This is a genomic window from Salinicoccus sediminis, from assembly GCF_000986795.1.
GTDB lineage: Bacteria > Bacillota > Bacilli > Staphylococcales > Salinicoccaceae > Salinicoccus > Salinicoccus sediminis.
In genome coordinates, this window is record NZ_LAYZ01000024.1 from 542,954 (window position 1) to 558,692 (window position 15,739).

The following is a 15,739-nucleotide window of genomic DNA, read 5'->3' on the forward strand; positions in this document are numbered from 1 at the left end:
AAAGATATTACAAACTTTATATGATCAGGCTCTCGCCGTCCATCTCTCCGGGTTTTTCAAGGTCCATCAGGTCGAGAAGTGTCGGTGCAAGGTCGGCAAGTCTGCCGCCGCCCCTTAATTCAGCACCTTCCTTCGTCACTATGACAGGCACCGGATTTGTCGTATGCGCCGTCATCGGATTGCCGTCGGCAGACGTGACTTCATCCGAGTTGCCGTGGTCTGCTGTGATGATCACCGTGCCGCCCTGGCCGATGATTTCATCGACGATCGGCCCGAGGCACTCGTCCACTGTTTCGATGGCTTTGACGGTCGGTTCGAGCTTGCCGCTGTGCCCCACCATATCCGGATTGGCGAAGTTCAGGAGTATGAGATCAAGGTCCTTTTTGGCAAGTTCCTCCATGCATCTGTCCCTGACTTCATATGCGCTCATTTCCGGCTGCAGGTCATATGTCGGCACTTTTGGTGAATCCACAAGCACCCTGCGTTCACCGTCGAATTCATCGTAACGGCCGCCGCTCATGAAATAGGTCACGTGAGGATACTTTTCAGTCTCGGCGATGCGGAGCTGCTTTTTGCCGGCCTTTGCGGCCACTTCGCCGATGGTATTATTGATGTCCTCTTTCTCGAACACGACATCAGCGCGTACATTGTCACTGTATTTTGTGAATGTGACGAACTTCAGATCCGAATATTTCCTGTCGATTTCAAAACCCATGAAGTCTTCGTTCGTATAGACTTCGGACAGCTGCGCCGCACGGTCCGGACGGAAGTTGTAGAAGATGACAGCGTCATTATTCATCACGCCGTGGTCATAGTCCCCGTCATGGTCGAAGATGACGAACGGCTTGACGAATTCATCAGAGATGCCCTCGTCGTAGCTCGCCTGGATCCCTTCTGCAGCAGAGTCGAAACGTGGACCTTTACCATTGGAAATTGCCTGGTAGGCAACTTCCTCACGGTCCCATCTCTGGTCGCGGTCCATTGCATAGTAGCGGCCGCTGACTGTTGCGAACTCGCCGATACCGATTTCCCGGAATTGCTTTTCCGACTCTTCGACATAGTTCAGTGCTGATTCCTGGTTCACATCACGTCCGTCGAGGAAGGCATGGACATAGACACGTTCAAGTCCCTTCTCCTTCGCCATTTTGAGGATGGCAAACATATGCTCATAATGGGAATGGACGCCGCCGTCACTCAGGAGTCCCATCACGTGCAGCGAGCTGTCGTTGTCATTCACATGATTCATGGCATCGAGCAGGACTTTATTGTCGAAGAAATCGCCGTCTACGATGGACTTGTTGATGCGTGTCAGACTCTGATAGACGATGCGCCCGGCACCGATGTTGAGGTGGCCGACTTCCGAGTTGCCCATCTGGCCTTCCGGAAGACCGACGTCAAGGCCGCATGCAGACAGTTCATTATGCGGATATTTCTCAAAGAAGCGGTCGAAATTCGGCTTGTCGGCAGCCTTGACCGCATTCCCTTTCACTTCATCCCTGTTGGCAAATCCGTCAAGGATGATCAGTCCAACCGGTCCGGTCATTGCCTGGCACCTGCAACGAGCGCCATGAAGGATTCAGGCTCGAGGGAGGCACCGCCGACAAGTGCACCATCAATATGCTCCTGCGCCATGTATTCTTCGACGTTTGCCGGTTTTACGGAACCGCCGTACTGGATGCGGACCCGATCAGCTGTCGCCTGATCATAGAGGGAGGCTACAGTTGCGCGGACATGGCCGCACATCTCATTCGCATCAGCGCTTGTCGCTGATTTGCCCGTACCGATCGCCCAGATCGGCTCATATGCGATGACAGATGCTTTCACCTGCTCGGAAGACAGGCCTTCGAGCGCTTTGGCCACCTGGTCTTTCACACGGGACTCGGCATTGCCGCCTTCCCGTTCCTCATCCGTTTCACCACAGCAGATGATCGGTACAAGTCCTTTCGCATGCAGGGCATGCGCTTTCTTATTGACTGTTTCATCCGTTTCAGCGAAATGTTCACGGCGTTCGGAGTGGCCGACGATGACATATTTTACACCCAGGTCTTCGAGCATTGCCGGGGATACTTCCCCTGTGAATGCACCGCTGTCCTCGAAATGGCTGTTTTCTGCACCGATGCCGAGCTCTGAACCTTCAGTTTTTGCCACGAGTGAAGGGAGATGGATGAACGGTGCGCAGATGGCACTTTCCACTTCGTCCTTCTTCGGCAGCGCGCCGAGTGCGTCGATGAATGCATCACCTTCTGAAACTGTCTTGTTCATCTTCCAGTTACCTGCTATAAATGGTGTTCTCATATACATCCTCCTAGTATCATTTGATTCCACTTGCTGCTATTTGTCGTCTATGACCGTGAGTCCCGGCAGCTCCCTGCCTTCAAGATACTCCAGTGAAGCGCCGCCGCCTGTTGAAATATGGGAGAAATCATCCGCATATCCGAGTTCCATCGCCGCTGCTGCGGAATCGCCGCCGCCGATGATCGTCGTTGCGCTTTCGAGTTCGGCAATCGCCTTGCATACACCGATCGTGCCTTTCGCGAATGCTTCCATTTCGAATACACCCATCGGTCCGTTCCAGACGACTGTGCGGCCGCCGGCGAGCACTTTCCTGAATGCGTTGATGCTGCCTTCACCGATGTCCAGACATTCTTTATCCGCAGGGATTTCATCGACGGAAACCGTCTCGTGCGCTGCATCCGGTGCAAAGTCGTCCGCCGCTACAACATCGACAGGCAGGACGATCTTATCGCCCGCCTTCTCAAGCAGGGAGCCGGCGAGTTCAATCTTGTCTTCCTCAAGCAGTGACTTGCCGATCTCTTTCCCCTGTGATTTGAGGAACGTGTAGGCCATGCCCCCGCCGATGATCACTTTATCCGCCTTGGAGAGCACATTTTCGATGACACCGATCTTGTCGGAAACTTTTGCGCCGCCGAGGATTGCCACAAACGGACGCTCTGGCGCATCGATTGCACCGCCGATGAAATCAATTTCCTTCTGCATGAGATAGCCGGAAACTGTTTCGATGTTGGAACCGACTCCGACGTTGGATGCATGGCTGCGGTGTGCTGTACCGAATGCATCGTTTACGAAAACATCCCCGAGGGAAGCCCAGTATTTTCCGAGCTCCGGATCATTGCCGCTTTCCTTCTTTCCGTCGAGGTCTTCAAAACGGGTGTTCTCAAAGAGCAGGATTTCTCCGTCGCGGAGTGCGCTGACTGCATTCTCAAGCTCTTCTCCCCTCGTGTGGGGGACGAATACCACTTCTTTGCCCAGTTTATCGGAAAGTTTGTCGGCGACAGGCTGGAGCGTGAGATCCTTTTTATCCTCTTCGGTCTTCACTTTGCCGAGGTGGGAGAATAAAATGACCTGTCCGCCCTGATCGAGCACGTATTCAATAGTCGGGAGTGCCTGAACAATGCGGTTGTCGTTCGTGATCTCCCCGTCTGACAGCGGGACGTTGAGGTCTGCACGGAGCAATACCTTCCTGCCCTTCAGTTCTACATCTTCTACAGTTTTTTTCATCGTCTTGCCTCCAATACTTTTATTCTCTTCCATTATACCCATTGTACAAATCTAAATAAAATAAAAACGGGCGGTTCCCCGCCCGTTCTGGATTAAAGAATTATTTGCTCGTCGCCAGGTGTTGAAGCGTCCTTACAAGCTGGGAAGTGTAGGACATTTCGTTATCGTACCATGCAACGGCACGTACAAGCTGTTTTCCTTCTACATCCATTACACGTGTCTGTGTGCCGTCAAACAGGGAACCTTCAGTGATTCCGATGATGTCGGAAGAAACGATCTGGTCGTCAGTGTAGCCGAATGAAGGGTTTTTCGCCGCTTTCATCGCTTCGTTCACTTCATCCACTGTTACGTTTTTATCCAGGACAGCTGTCACTTCAGTGAGTGAACCGGTTGCCACCGGTACACGCTGTGCGCCGCCGTCGAGTTTACCGTCGAGTTCAGGGATGACCTGTCCGATCGCTTTCGCTGCACCTGTTGAGTTTGGAACGATGTTCATTGCTGCAGCGCGTGCACGGCGGTAGTCACCTTTTGGATGCGGTGCATCCAATGTGTTCTGGTCGCCGGTGTAGGCGTGGATTGTTGTCATGAGACCGTGGTTAAGTCCGAATTTGTCATTCAGGACTTTGACTACAGGTGCAAGGCAGTTTGTCGTACATGAAGCTGCTGAAACGATCTCTTCAGAGCCGTCAAGCACATCTTCGTTCACGCCGAATACGATTGTCTTCATGTTGCCTTTACCAGGTGCGGAGACAAGCACTTTCTTGGCGCCTGCTTCGATGTGTTTCCTTGCACCTTCCTCATCTGTGAAGAAACCTGTACACTCAAGCACGATATCGATGTCGAGGTCACCCCATGGAAGCTGTGCCGGATCTTTCTGGTTGAAGGATTTCACTTCCTGGCCGTTGATTTTGAAGCCGCCCTCGATCTGCTCGAGCTCACCTTCGAAACGTCCCTGCGTTGTATCATACTTCATGAGGTGTTCGAGGAAATCGTCATCAGTCAAGTCGTTGACCGCCACCACTTCGAGGTCGTCGTAATTCTGAATTACCCTTGCTGCAAGTCTTCCGATACGTCCAAATCCATTAATTGCTACTCTTACCATAATATATGGCCTCCTTGATTATATAGATAAACTGTTCAGCTATTTAACAAATACTCTGCGATTGTCTCATCGATGAAAAGCAGTGTATTCTTCGGGGCAATCTTCATATATGCCCGCACTGCCTCTTTCTTGCTGCTGCCGCCTGCAACTGCGAGAACTGCCTGCTTGCTTTCAAGATCTTCAAGTTGAAGTCCGATGGTCTTCACTTTGCGCAAAATGTCACCTTCAGCATTGAAATAATAGCCGAATGTCTCACCGACAGCCCCTTTTTCGCGGAGCTGGCCAAGTACATCCTCTGAGACGTTGCGTCTCTTTGCCATCGTAAATGCCTCGCCGATGCCATGGAGCACAAAGTCGGATGCCTGGTTCAGTTCTGTCACTTCCTTCACTGCCGGCTCGAGTTTGAGTGGTTCCAGTACGTTCTCCCCGACATTGTCCGGGGCGTACAGCACTTTATGGCCGCTGCCTGTTGCGACTGCCAGACGGCTTGCTATGGAGTTGGCCTGGTTGCCCACTTCCTCTCCAAGTCCGCCTCTTGCCGGCACAAACAGCAGTTTTTCATCCGTCGGCTTCAGGTAGTTTCCCACATTCGCCATCGTGGATCCGCCGGCGACAGATATGACTGCACCGTCGAAAAACATCTTCTGAAGTTCTTCAGCCATCATTTTGGACAATTCCTTTTGAAGTTCGGGGCTCTGGTCCGCATCTCCGTTCACGATGAAAAAGTCCTTGAGTCCGAACTTTTCCCGAAGACCGCGTGCAAGATCGCTGCGGCGGTCAATCGTCGTGATGTAGGGGGAGAGTTCGTCCATTACATCAATACCCGCCTGCGACACGGTTATGCCCCTTTTATCAATCAGAATCAATCCGAGGGACTGGAGCGTGTCCACTTCCCTGCGCAGTATCCTCTCAGTCAGGTCCAATTTCCTGGCAAGTGTACGCCTGCCGATTGGCTGATTCGCTTCTATCCGCTTCAATAGTTCAAAACGTTTTAAAAGCTCATCTATGGCTTCCGGGGCGATGCGTCTTTGAATGTCCAACAACCTCTGCCACATGGGCAACAACACCTCCCGCCACTGTGAGACCTATTTCGTCCCACCAGGGACAAAAAAATAACTACATGTTTAATATAGCACATATATTAAAAAATGCAATTATTTCCGCCCGGGTAACTTTGATTCATATTCACCTTTTACCCAAATATTCCTTTAAGTAATCATATACCTGCACAAAGTCGATGAGCCCTTCCTGCACGACTTCCCCCTCATGTTTGAGCACGGGTACGCGCACCATATACTCCTCCTGGAGCCGGTCATCCTCATCTATGTCGAATGATGTCAGTTTCACTTTGTTGTATCTGAGCTCCGACAATGCCAGTTTGATCTGTTCACGTCCGTCATCGCAGAGCTGACAGTTCTTCCTTGTATAATAAACGAGCTCTATCATGCCTAAGCCTCTTTCCTGCCGAATTTGTTTTTCACCATGCGGAAGACCTGATCGGCCATTTCGGTACTGATGATGCCAAGCGCTATCGCACCTGACACGAGTGCCGCCTGGAATGCATACTCCTGTGCCTCTGTATACTGGTTCATGACCACATGCCGCATCGCTTCATATGCCGTGCCGCCGGGTACGAGCGGAATGATGCCGCATGTGATGAAGATGATGACCGGCATCTTCATCCGCCTGGAATTGAAGAGCGACACAGCCGTCAGGAAGATGGCCCCGATATATGACGCAAGGACCGCATCCGTCCCGCCTTCTTGGAAGAGATAGAATACGATCCAGCCGACCGCTCCGGTGGCGCCGCAGCTTATGAGTGCACGCCTCGGCGCATTGAACAGTATCCCGAAGCCGGCTGAAGCGAAGAAGCTGGCGATCAGCTGATAGATATATATCATTGCACTCCCTCCTATGACAGCATGAATACCAGGCCGACGCCGGCGCCGATTGCAATCGCCGTAAGTGCCGCCTCCGCACCTTTGACGATGCCCGCAAGCAGATGGCCGCGGATCATTTCACGTATCGCATTTGTAATCAGCACACCCGGCACGAGCGGCATGACGCTGGCGATGACGATCGTATCCAGCATCTGTCCCGGCCCGGACCCCACATAGAGGACGCTCACGATGCCGATGAACAGTGCGGCAAAGAATTCGATGAAGAATTTCAGCTTTGTATACCGGAGTATGCCTTCCAGTATGAGCACGCCGCTGGCACCCCCGATGAAGGCCGCCGGCACATCGATCAGCACACCTTCAAACAGATAGAGGAACATGACACCGATGATGCCGCCCGAAAGCACGACAAGCCAGAACGGGAACATCCGTGCTTCATGGATCGTCTCCAGCTGCTTTATGGCCGTTTTGAGCGGCAGACCGTCTGATATCCTGCGGGAGAGGTTGTTGATGCTGTCCACCTTTTCCAGATTGTTCGCACGCTCCTCTATGCGGACCGTCTGCGTCAGCGCATAATCGTTCATAGAAAAAATAATGACCGTGGGAGTGACGAACACCTGAGCATTTTCGATACCGTAGCTCGACGCGATGCGTAACATCGTGTCTTCGATACGGTAGGTCTCCGCTCCATTTTCCAGCAGTATTTTCCCACTGTTTATCGCAATGTAAAATACATCCCGCACAAAGTCTTCACTGTAGACTCTGTCTGGAGCTTCAATGATCTCAAGTTCGCCATTCACACGGCCCACCTCGATTCAATTACACCCCCGGAGAGAATCGAACTCCCATTTTAAGAACCGGAATCTTACGTGTTATCCATTACACCACGGGGGTACGTTTTTATAAGCAATGAAAACATATACAGTATAGCAATAATTCCATTTGAATGAAAGAGTTAAATTTACCCTTTCTGCAATATCCATTCCGAGCATTTTCTTTTGACCTTATTTGACTAATATGGTATAACATAATTAGCGCATTAATGAAATGAACATTTTCAGGAGGTAGAATAAATGAATTTAATCCCTACAGTCATTGAACAGACAAACCGCGGTGAACGTGCCTATGACATCTACTCAAGGCTGCTTAAAGACAGGATCATCATGATTGGTACAGGCATCGATGATAACGTTGCAAACTCAGTAGTCAGCCAGCTGCTCTTCCTGCAGGCCCAGGACGCAGAGAAGGATATTTACCTTTATATCAACTCGCCGGGCGGCAGTGTAACAGCAGGCATGGCAATCTATGACACCATCCAGCACATCAAGCCCGACGTACAGACAATCTGCCTCGGCATGGCAGCATCAATGGGATCATTCCTGCTCGCAGCCGGTGCAAAAGGCAAGCGCTTCGCACTGCCTAACGCAGAAGTCATGATCCACCAGCCGCTCGGCGGTGCACAGGGTCAGGCGACAGAAATCGAAATCGCCGCCAAGCACATCCTGAGAACACGCGAAAAACTCAACAAGATCCTTGCAGAACGTACAGGTCAGCCGCTCGATAAAATCGAGAAGGACACAGACCGCGACAACTTCATGACAGCCGAAGAAGCAGCAGAATACGGTCTCGTCGACGAAGTGATGGAACCGGAAGCACTCGATAACAAATAATTTTTCATTTCCGGATAGAGCAGGCCCCATTTTTGGGTGCTGCTCTTTTTTTGTGGATTTATGCGGGCGCCGCCGGTTTCATCGAGTCCGGAAGATCTGCATCCCGGACATCGCGGAATGTACGCCCCCTAAACACGGTTGCCGGACACGGCATCGACCTCCCGCCAAATTTTTTCATCATTTCCTGATTACCGGATTACCATCGGGGTTATACTGTATGTAAGAGGAGGCGTTTTATTATGAATGTACTGATTACAGGCGGCACCGGCTTCATCGGCGGCAAGCTGACTGAAATCCTCAAGAAGGAACATGATCATGTATATATACTGTCGCGGGGGAATCACTCTTCCGAACATCCCTACCTTCATTATATAAAGTATGATTCGGACAAGCCGGATGATGATACATGGATGGCGGACATGCCGAAGCATATTGACATCGTCTATAATTTTGCAGGGGCATCGCTCCAGCACAGGTGGACGGACGCCCATAAGCAGGAAATCCTCGATTCGAGGATCGATGTGACGCGCATGCTCAACAGATGGGTCGAGAAGGCTGGAATCAAGCCGGATGTCCTTGTGAATGCGAGTGCGATCGGCTATTATCCGGTAAGTGAAAGCGCCCGTTTTGACGAGGGGGATGCGTTTGCACCGCACGATTTCCTGTCTTCTGTCGTCACCGCCTGGGAATGGGAGGCGCAGAAGTGCGCAGAACACGGCGTGCGCGTGGTGCTGGCAAGGTTCGGTCTGATCCTCGACAGCGGACAGGGCGCCCTGCCGAAAATGGCCATGCCGTACAAATTGGGCGCCGGCGGCAAGCTCGGCAGCGGGAACCAGTGGTACAGCTGGATCCATGTCGATGATCTGTTGAACGCCCTGCTTTTTGCCGGTGTCAACAAAGACATCGAAGGCCCCGTGAACATGACCGCACCGATGCCGCACAGGCAGAAGCAGTTCTCCGTATATCTGGCTGCAGCGCTCGGCAGACCTGATTTCATCAAGACACCCGGCTTCCTCATCGAGAAAGTGCTGGGCGAGCAGTCCATGCTGATATTGAAAGGCCAGTATGTCATGCCGGAAGTGTTGATGAAACATGACTTCAAATTCATCTTTCCAACGCTTGAAGTCGCCCTTGAAGACCTTTTCGAAGAGGAGAAAGCGGCCAAAGCGTAAAGCAGAACCACCTCAGGCATACATACGCCTGAGGTGGTTCTTCATGCCGGCATCAAAATGTGACGGCCTCGCCTTTTTTCAGCTTTTCCGCAATCTTGTCGAGCTTTCTCAGCCTGTGGTTCACACCCGACTTTGAGATTGCACCGGTGGACATCATCTCGCCGAGCTCCTTCAAGGAAACCTCCTGATGCTCCACGCGCAGCCTGGCTATCTCCCGCAGCCTGTCAGGGAGTTCCTCCAGCCCGATTTCCGAATCGATGAACTGGATGTTCTCCACCTGCCTCATCGCGGCACCGATGGTTTTGTTGAGATTGGCCGTTTCGCAGTTGACCAGCCGGTTCACCGAGTTGCGCATATCGCGCACGATGCGGACATCTTCGAATTTCAGAAGGGCCTGGTAGCCGCCGATCAGACTGAGGAATTCCGCAATCTTCTCCGCTTCCTTCAGATATGTTATGAACCCGCGCTTCCGTTCGATGTATTTGGCATTCAGTTCATAGCCGTTCATCAGCTCGGCAAGGCTTGCCGCATGCTCCTCATACAGTGAAAAGATCTCAAGATGGTACGCCGAGGTTTCCGGATTGTTGACGGAGCCGCCCGCAAGGAACGCACCGCGCAGATAGCTTCTGATGCAGCATTCCTTCGACTTGATCTCCTTGCTGATTTCGTGGGAGAGTATGCCTTCCTGCATGATGTCGAGATCCTCGAGCACCATCTGGCTGTCTTTTTTGATCCGGCATATATATACATTGTTTTTCTTCAGCTTCATCTTCCTGCGCACGAGCAGTTCGATTTCCACCCCGTACACATTTTTGATGAGGCTGAATATCCTTCTTGCAATCGCCGCATTTTCGGTCTGGATGTTGATGATCCAGTCCCCGTCAAAATGACTGAGTGCGCCGTTCATCTTGATCAGTGCGGAAAGCTCACTTTTCATGCAGCACGTATCCACTTCGATCCTTGTCAATTCGTTCTTCATGTCAGAAGCAAATGACATGCAATCACGCCCTTAAATATTATCTCATTTCCTGTACTGCAAAGTGCTGATCTCCTTCAAAGCGATGTCATAGATTTTCTCTGCAAGCACTTTGTTGTTGTGTCTCACCGCACCCTGGTCATCGATATGGACCAGCCGGTAATCCGTTATTATTTTGACGCCCATCTCTTCAAGACGGCGGCTGTCGCTGTCCACAACAGTCATGCCGTTCCTGTCATAGTAACCGGATATACGGCCTTTGATATTCTGGTCGTTCAGTATGATGAAGTCCATTACACGCTCACCCATATGGAAATTGATCGCCTCGAGATGGTCGGCCGCGGTGTACTCTACGGTTTCGCCCACCTGGGTCATGATGTTCGATACATAGACCTTTATACCGCTTGAATTGATGATCGCCTCCTTCATCCCGGCAGGTATGAGGTTCGGCATGATGCTTGTGTAGAGGCTGCCGGGACCGAAGACGACGACGTCGGATTCCCAGACCGCCTCTATCGCTTCAGGGGTTGCGACGGTGTCATTCGGAATCAGGTAGACTTCCTCGATTTTCTGCTGGACTTCCGGGATGTAGCTCTCGCCTACGATGATCGAGTTGTCCTTCATGCGCGCCGCAAGCTTCGGACTGATGTTCGTTGACGGGATCACGGTCCCCTTGACGTTCAGTATTTTGCTCAGTTCCTCAACAGCCACGGCAAAATCGCCGGTCATATCATACATGGCTGCCAGCATCAGATTCCCGAGTGCATGGCCGCCGAGGGCATCTTTGTTGAACCTGTAGGTGAACAGATTCTCAAGCTTCGTCTCCACGTCACTGAGGGCGCTCATCACGTTCCTGATATCCCCCGGCGCCGGCATGTCGATCTGGTCGCGGATGATGCCTGTCGATCCGCCGTCGTCCGCCACCGAAACGATCGCCGAAATGTCCACAGGGTACTGTCTGAGTCCTCTTGCCAGTACGCTGAGTCCGGTGCCGCCGCCGACCAGGGTGATTTTAATCTTCTTCATAAGATTTGCTCTCGACCGGTGCATCCCTGTGCACCGCCTTCATTTTAAAGTCGAACGGCTCCGAGAGGTCCTTTGCAAGCTGTTCAGCAAGAGTAACTGAACGGTGCTGTCCCCCTGTGCAGCCGATGGCAATGACCACCTGGGATTTGCCCTCTTTCATGAACTGCGGCAGCATATATTTCAACAGATCGAGCAGCTTGGTGTAGAATGTCCGTGTTTCCTTCCACTTCATCACATAATCGGAAACCGGCTTATCCAGCCCGGTCATCGGCCTGAGCTCATCTACATAATGAGGATTCGGCAGGAAGCGCACGTCGAATACAAGGTCCGCATCGATCGGGATGCCGTTCTTGAAGCCGAAACTCATGATATTGACGTTGAACGGCGACTGGTTCTCCCCGCTTCCGTGCTCGAATATTTTATTCCTGAGTTCTTTTTCGGTCGTCTCCGACGTGTCGATGATCTTGTTCGAACGGCCTTTCAGCTCGGAGAGGAGGCGGCGTTCGACATGGATGGCGTCGAGTACATTCAATGTATTATCAATCGGGTGGGCCCGGCGCGTTTCCTTGTATCTCTTCACAAGCGCCTCATCCGAGGCATCGATGAAAATGATTTCGAGAGCAATTTCATTGTTGTCCCGGAGTTCTTCGATTTCTGAAATGAGACTTTCAAAAAACTCCTTGCCACGAAGATCGATGCCGAGCGCCACACGGGACATGTGACCGTCCGCGGTCTCCATGAGCTCCACTACTTTCGGCAGCAGGATCGGCGGCAGGTTGTCGATACAGAAATATCCCATATCCTCCAGTGCCTCGATGCCGACGGATTTACCCGCACCGCTCATCCCGGTCAAAATTTTAAGTTCTTTCACTCATCCCACACCCTCCTGATATTCTTAAGGCTACTTTACACTAATTCATGTCATTAAAAAAGATTATGGCAATATATTATGATACTAGCCGGAAGCTTTGTTTTCAATGGCAGGGCTCAGCCCACCGTCATTGAACAGACCCCCCGGATGCGCTCCGGAGGGTCTGCCGTCTGTTATCTGGATTCCTGCATATCTGCAAGTTTTTCAATATAATGCTGCGCATTCTGCGCGGCTATGCTTCCGTCGCCCGTCGCTGTGACGATCTGGCGGAGTGTCTTGTCGCGGACATCGCCTGCTGCGAAGATGCCCGGTATAGGCGTCTCCATCTCGTCGTTGGCATTGACGTATCCGAGGTCGTTCAGTATGCCGAGGGACTCGAACGGCGCCGTCAGCGGCTTCATGCCGACATAGACGAATACGCCGTCCGCCTCGAAGTCGTAGATCGAGCCGTTTTTCTTGTCGAGCAGTGTGACGCTCTCCACCCTGCTGTCGCCATTGATGGCTTGAATTTCCGTATCCCAGATGAAGTCGATCTTATCGTTCTTGAAGGCACGGTCCTGCAGGATCTTCTGCGCCCTCAGCTCGTCCCTTCTGTGGACGATTGTCACCTTGCTTGCGAATTTGGTGAGGAATACACCCTCCTCGACTGCGGAATCCCCGCCGCCGATGACAACCAGTTCCTTCTCCTTGAAGAACGCGCCGTCACACACTGCACAGTAGCTCACGCCGCGCCCGCCGAGTGTGTCTTCACCATCGACGCCGACCTTCTTGTATTCCGCGCCTGTCGCGATGATCACCGTTTTGGTCCTGATGTCTTCGGTACCCGTTCTCAGGATCTTGATATCCCCGTCGATCTCAACGGATTTTATATCACCGTATTTATATTCAGCCCCGAATTTCCGGGAGTGCTCGAACATCTTGGTGGAGAGTTCCGGCCCGGTGATGAAATCGAATCCCGGGAAGTTCTCGACCTCTTCGGTGTTCGCCATCTGTCCGCCCGGCATGCCGCGCTCGAGCATCACTGTTTTCAGGTTTGCACGCGATGCGTATACCGCAGCCGTCATTCCCGCCGGACCTGCACCTATGATGACGACATCATAAATAGTTTCTTCAGCCATGATCATTACTCCTTTGTCTCTTAATCATTCTTATATATTATAAATGCTCCTGTGCAATATTTCATCAAATGTGCCTGATTTTCTCAATCGCCTTGTTCAACCGGTAGAGTGTGGTATCGAACGCCTCCACCAGCGCCTTCTTCGTCATCTTCCTGTCGCGCTTATGGAAGTGCAGCGTTGCAGCCGCAAGTGCATCAGTATCCTCGACATCCTCTTTTCTGTCATACAGGCCATGGAACGTCTCAATCCACGCCAGCTGGTCCTCCTCACCGGTGTAGCCTGCCACCCTCAGGGCCTCAAGGCCTTTGTGCATGCGTCCGAGCCGGACCAGGTTCAGCCCCTGGAACAGATGGGAAATGTACAGTTTTTCATAATCTTCGAGAGATTCGATCGTATCCCATACTTCATGTCCCAGAATCGCATCGCGCGGTTTGACGTTATAGATCCTGTATATCCCGAGCAGTCGCATATATGCATCATCGCTTTTCAGATACTTCATTTCAAGATCCGTGATCTGCTGTGATGCCTCATCCTTCTTCCAAGGACTGTAGGCTTCATCCACCTTATGGAACAGCTGCATCCTGTCCCAGAACATCTCCGCTTCCGCCCGGCTGCCCATATGGTAGCTCGAATGGCTCAGTGCATGGAGCAGCTGGAAGCTGACGAACGCCTGCTTCCTGTACAGCGGATAGAGCAGCTCATATGAACGCTCGTATTTCTTCAGGAAATTGAGCACCAGCCCCACTTTGAAACGTGCATCGTCATCAAGGGGCTGGACGACTTCCATCTTCTTCAGGTAGTCACGGTATTTCTTTGTTTCCCCCGTGTGATAATAGAGCAGCGTCATGTGGCTCAGAGCATGCATGTCCGTCCGGTCTTCCTTCAGCAGCTCTTCGAGCAGGGCATGCGCTTCCTCGTAGCGGTTCAGGAATAGAGCCCCCATCGCCTTCATATTCCTGAACTCCCGCTCCTCCTGTATGTCCACCGGCAGTGTGGAAAGCAGCTCGAGCGCCTCTTCGATGCGGGCATTCATGAAGAGATGCTGGAACAGGTGCTGGCCGGTGAACCGGACCGCCTCCTTCTCCACTTCCTCCTCATCATCGATGCTCACTTCAAACATGTTTTCGAGCTCTTCATCATACCCGGAGTCCGGTTCATGCTTCACATACTGCACACCGAAGAGGAACGCCTTGTTGGGATCATTCATGATGATGTACAGCTGGCTCAGTATAAAATAAAATTCAGCATCGTACTGATGCTGAATGAACTCATTGATCAGAATATGTTCGGCTTCCGTCCCGCGGCCCACCTCAGCAAGAAGATAGGCATACTGGGACAGGTACGCAAGATTGTTCCCCTCGAGTTCAATCGCCTTCTGGAAACTCCTCAGAGCATCATGCTTATTGTTTTGTCCTGATTTTTTCATCCCCTGATTGAAATGGAACTCTCCACCCTGGTTGAAGGGGATTACTTTCCTATTGTCATTCATCATTCCTGCTCCTTATAACAAGCGGGTTCCCGTAGCAGGTTGAATGGTCGGGGACATCTTTTGAAACGACGGCCCCTGCACCGACAACCGCGTGATTTCCAATCACCACACCCGGCAGAATCGTCACGTTCGCACCCACCATCGTATCATGGCCGATCCTCACATCACCGATGCGGTATTCGTCGACCAGATATTCGTGGGTCAATATTACTGTATTATACCCGATTATACTATTTTTGCCAATATGGATGCGCTCAGGGTACATGAGATCCGGCATGGCACGGAATGCGAGGGATACGTTGGCCCCGAGCTTCATGCCGAGCGCCTTCCTGTACAGTACATGCTTGATCTTTGTGGAAGGTGCGTAGCGTCCGAGCTCGATGAATATGAAGTTTTTTATCACTTTGAACCTGGAGATGGTCCTGTACATATTCCACAGCGGATTGACTTTCCCTGCTTTTGTGATCTCGAGCCTTCTCATCGCTATCTCCCTTTTTTACGGTTTTTACCCTTTTTGTGACCCTGCTTTTTCTTGACCGTCTGACCGGCCTGCTTTCTTTTCCCCCGGGCGGCTTCAGCGCCCCCGGGGCCGTATATGCCCTGTACACTGCCGTATTTCGGCAGGTCATATTTCATCTCGCGGTAGATCCACACTGCAGCTGCCAAAACGATGAGCAGGATCGAGATGACCTGTGCCGTGCGGAGGACGTCGCCGATCATCAGGCTGTCCGTGCGCATTCCTTCGATGAAGAACCTGCCTGCTGAATAAAAGATGAGATAGAGCAGGATCGTCTGCCCCACTTTAAGTTTCGGCCGCAGCATGAGGAGGATGACAAAACCGAGCAGATTCCACAGTGATTCGTACAGGAATGTCGGATGGTAGTAGGCGCCGTCGATG

At 51.8% G+C, this 15,739-nt stretch carries 17 protein-coding genes and 1 tRNA gene; 2 read left to right on the top strand and 16 right to left on the bottom strand.

From position 1 onward, the window contains the following. Positions 1-16 precede the first annotated feature (16 nt). The 9 genes from gpmI to WN59_RS11230 all read right to left on the bottom strand — a co-directional run bounded on the left by gpmI (position 17) and on the right by WN59_RS11230 (position 7,413). A complete protein-coding gene (gene gpmI / locus WN59_RS11190) occupies positions 17-1,543 on the bottom strand; it encodes a 2,3-bisphosphoglycerate-independent phosphoglycerate mutase (protein WP_046517207.1) in 1,527 nt (508 codons plus the stop codon). Continuing rightward, complete coding sequence (gene tpiA, locus WN59_RS13845; RefSeq protein WP_046517209.1) at positions 1,540-2,295, bottom strand: triose-phosphate isomerase; 756 nt, start codon at positions 2,293-2,295, stop codon at positions 1,540-1,542. The genes gpmI and tpiA overlap by 4 nt, the downstream gene beginning before the upstream one ends. 36 nt (positions 2,296-2,331) lie before the next feature. Next, positions 2,332-3,519: a phosphoglycerate kinase gene (locus WN59_RS13850; protein WP_046517211.1), complete on the bottom strand. Its 1,188-nt coding sequence runs from the start codon at positions 3,517-3,519 to the stop codon at positions 2,332-2,334. Between the two features lie 100 nt (positions 3,520-3,619). Next, positions 3,620-4,621, bottom strand: coding sequence for a type I glyceraldehyde-3-phosphate dehydrogenase (gene gap / locus WN59_RS11205; protein WP_408005403.1), 1,002 nt, complete (start codon positions 4,619-4,621; stop codon positions 3,620-3,622). Positions 4,622-4,656: 35 nt separating this feature from the next. Beyond that, on the bottom strand, positions 4,657-5,676 hold the full coding sequence (locus WN59_RS11210; protein WP_046517214.1) for a sugar-binding transcriptional regulator: 1,020 nt from the start codon (positions 5,674-5,676) through the stop codon (positions 4,657-4,659). Between the two features lie 130 nt (positions 5,677-5,806). Further along, positions 5,807-6,067 carry a glutaredoxin family protein gene (locus tag WN59_RS11215; protein ID WP_046517217.1) on the bottom strand — a complete coding sequence of 87 codons (261 nt, stop codon included), beginning with the start codon at positions 6,065-6,067 and terminating at the stop codon, positions 5,807-5,809. 2 nt (positions 6,068-6,069) lie between these two features. Beyond that, positions 6,070-6,522, bottom strand: a complete 453-nt coding sequence (locus tag WN59_RS11220; RefSeq protein WP_046517218.1) for a threonine/serine exporter family protein — start codon at positions 6,520-6,522, stop codon at positions 6,070-6,072. An 11-nt stretch (positions 6,523-6,533) separates the two neighbouring features. After that, positions 6,534-7,319 carry a threonine/serine exporter family protein gene (locus WN59_RS11225; protein ID WP_231577223.1) on the bottom strand — a complete coding sequence of 262 codons (786 nt, stop codon included), beginning with the start codon at positions 7,317-7,319 and terminating at the stop codon, positions 6,534-6,536. A gap of 22 nt (positions 7,320-7,341) precedes the next feature. Then, positions 7,342-7,413: transfer RNA gene (locus WN59_RS11230), tRNA-Arg, on the bottom strand. A 179-nt stretch (positions 7,414-7,592) separates the two neighbouring features. On the opposite strand from WN59_RS11230, the gene clpP reads away from it, so the two are divergent. Further along, positions 7,593-8,189, top strand: coding sequence for an ATP-dependent Clp endopeptidase proteolytic subunit ClpP (gene clpP, locus WN59_RS11235; protein ID WP_046517220.1), 597 nt, complete (start codon positions 7,593-7,595; stop codon positions 8,187-8,189). Positions 8,190-8,428: 239 nt separating this feature from the next. Continuing rightward, positions 8,429-9,361 (top strand): TIGR01777 family oxidoreductase, encoded by a 933-nt coding sequence (locus tag WN59_RS11240; protein WP_046517222.1) that lies wholly within the window; start codon positions 8,429-8,431, stop codon positions 9,359-9,361. Between the two features lie 52 nt (positions 9,362-9,413). Here the strand turns inward: WN59_RS11240 and whiA are convergent, their stop codons facing one another. The 7 genes from whiA to WN59_RS11275 form a co-directional block, all read right to left on the bottom strand. Then, positions 9,414-10,358, bottom strand: a complete 945-nt coding sequence (gene whiA / locus WN59_RS11245) for a DNA-binding protein WhiA (protein ID WP_046517224.1) — start codon at positions 10,356-10,358, stop codon at positions 9,414-9,416. 24 nt (positions 10,359-10,382) lie between these two features. Then, positions 10,383-11,363, bottom strand: a complete 981-nt coding sequence (locus WN59_RS11250) for a gluconeogenesis factor YvcK family protein (protein ID WP_046517226.1) — start codon at positions 11,361-11,363, stop codon at positions 10,383-10,385. Further along, on the bottom strand, positions 11,350-12,234 hold the full coding sequence (rapZ, locus tag WN59_RS11255; protein ID WP_082099275.1) for an RNase adapter RapZ: 885 nt from the start codon (positions 12,232-12,234) through the stop codon (positions 11,350-11,352). The genes WN59_RS11250 and rapZ overlap by 14 nt, the downstream gene beginning before the upstream one ends. A gap of 173 nt (positions 12,235-12,407) precedes the next feature. Beyond that, on the bottom strand, positions 12,408-13,352 hold the full coding sequence (trxB, locus tag WN59_RS11260) for a thioredoxin-disulfide reductase (protein ID WP_046517228.1): 945 nt from the start codon (positions 13,350-13,352) through the stop codon (positions 12,408-12,410). A gap of 64 nt (positions 13,353-13,416) precedes the next feature. Beyond that, positions 13,417-14,841 carry a tetratricopeptide repeat protein gene (locus WN59_RS11265; RefSeq protein ID WP_017547893.1) on the bottom strand — a complete coding sequence of 475 codons (1,425 nt, stop codon included), beginning with the start codon at positions 14,839-14,841 and terminating at the stop codon, positions 13,417-13,419. Next, on the bottom strand, positions 14,834-15,322 hold the full coding sequence (locus WN59_RS11270; RefSeq protein ID WP_046514927.1) for an acyltransferase: 489 nt from the start codon (positions 15,320-15,322) through the stop codon (positions 14,834-14,836). Before WN59_RS11270 ends, WN59_RS11265 begins: the two co-directional genes overlap by 8 nt. 2 nt (positions 15,323-15,324) lie before the next feature. Next, a partial coding sequence (locus WN59_RS11275) for a prolipoprotein diacylglyceryl transferase family protein (protein ID WP_046515415.1) occupies positions 15,325-15,739 on the bottom strand: 415 nt, incomplete at its 5' end.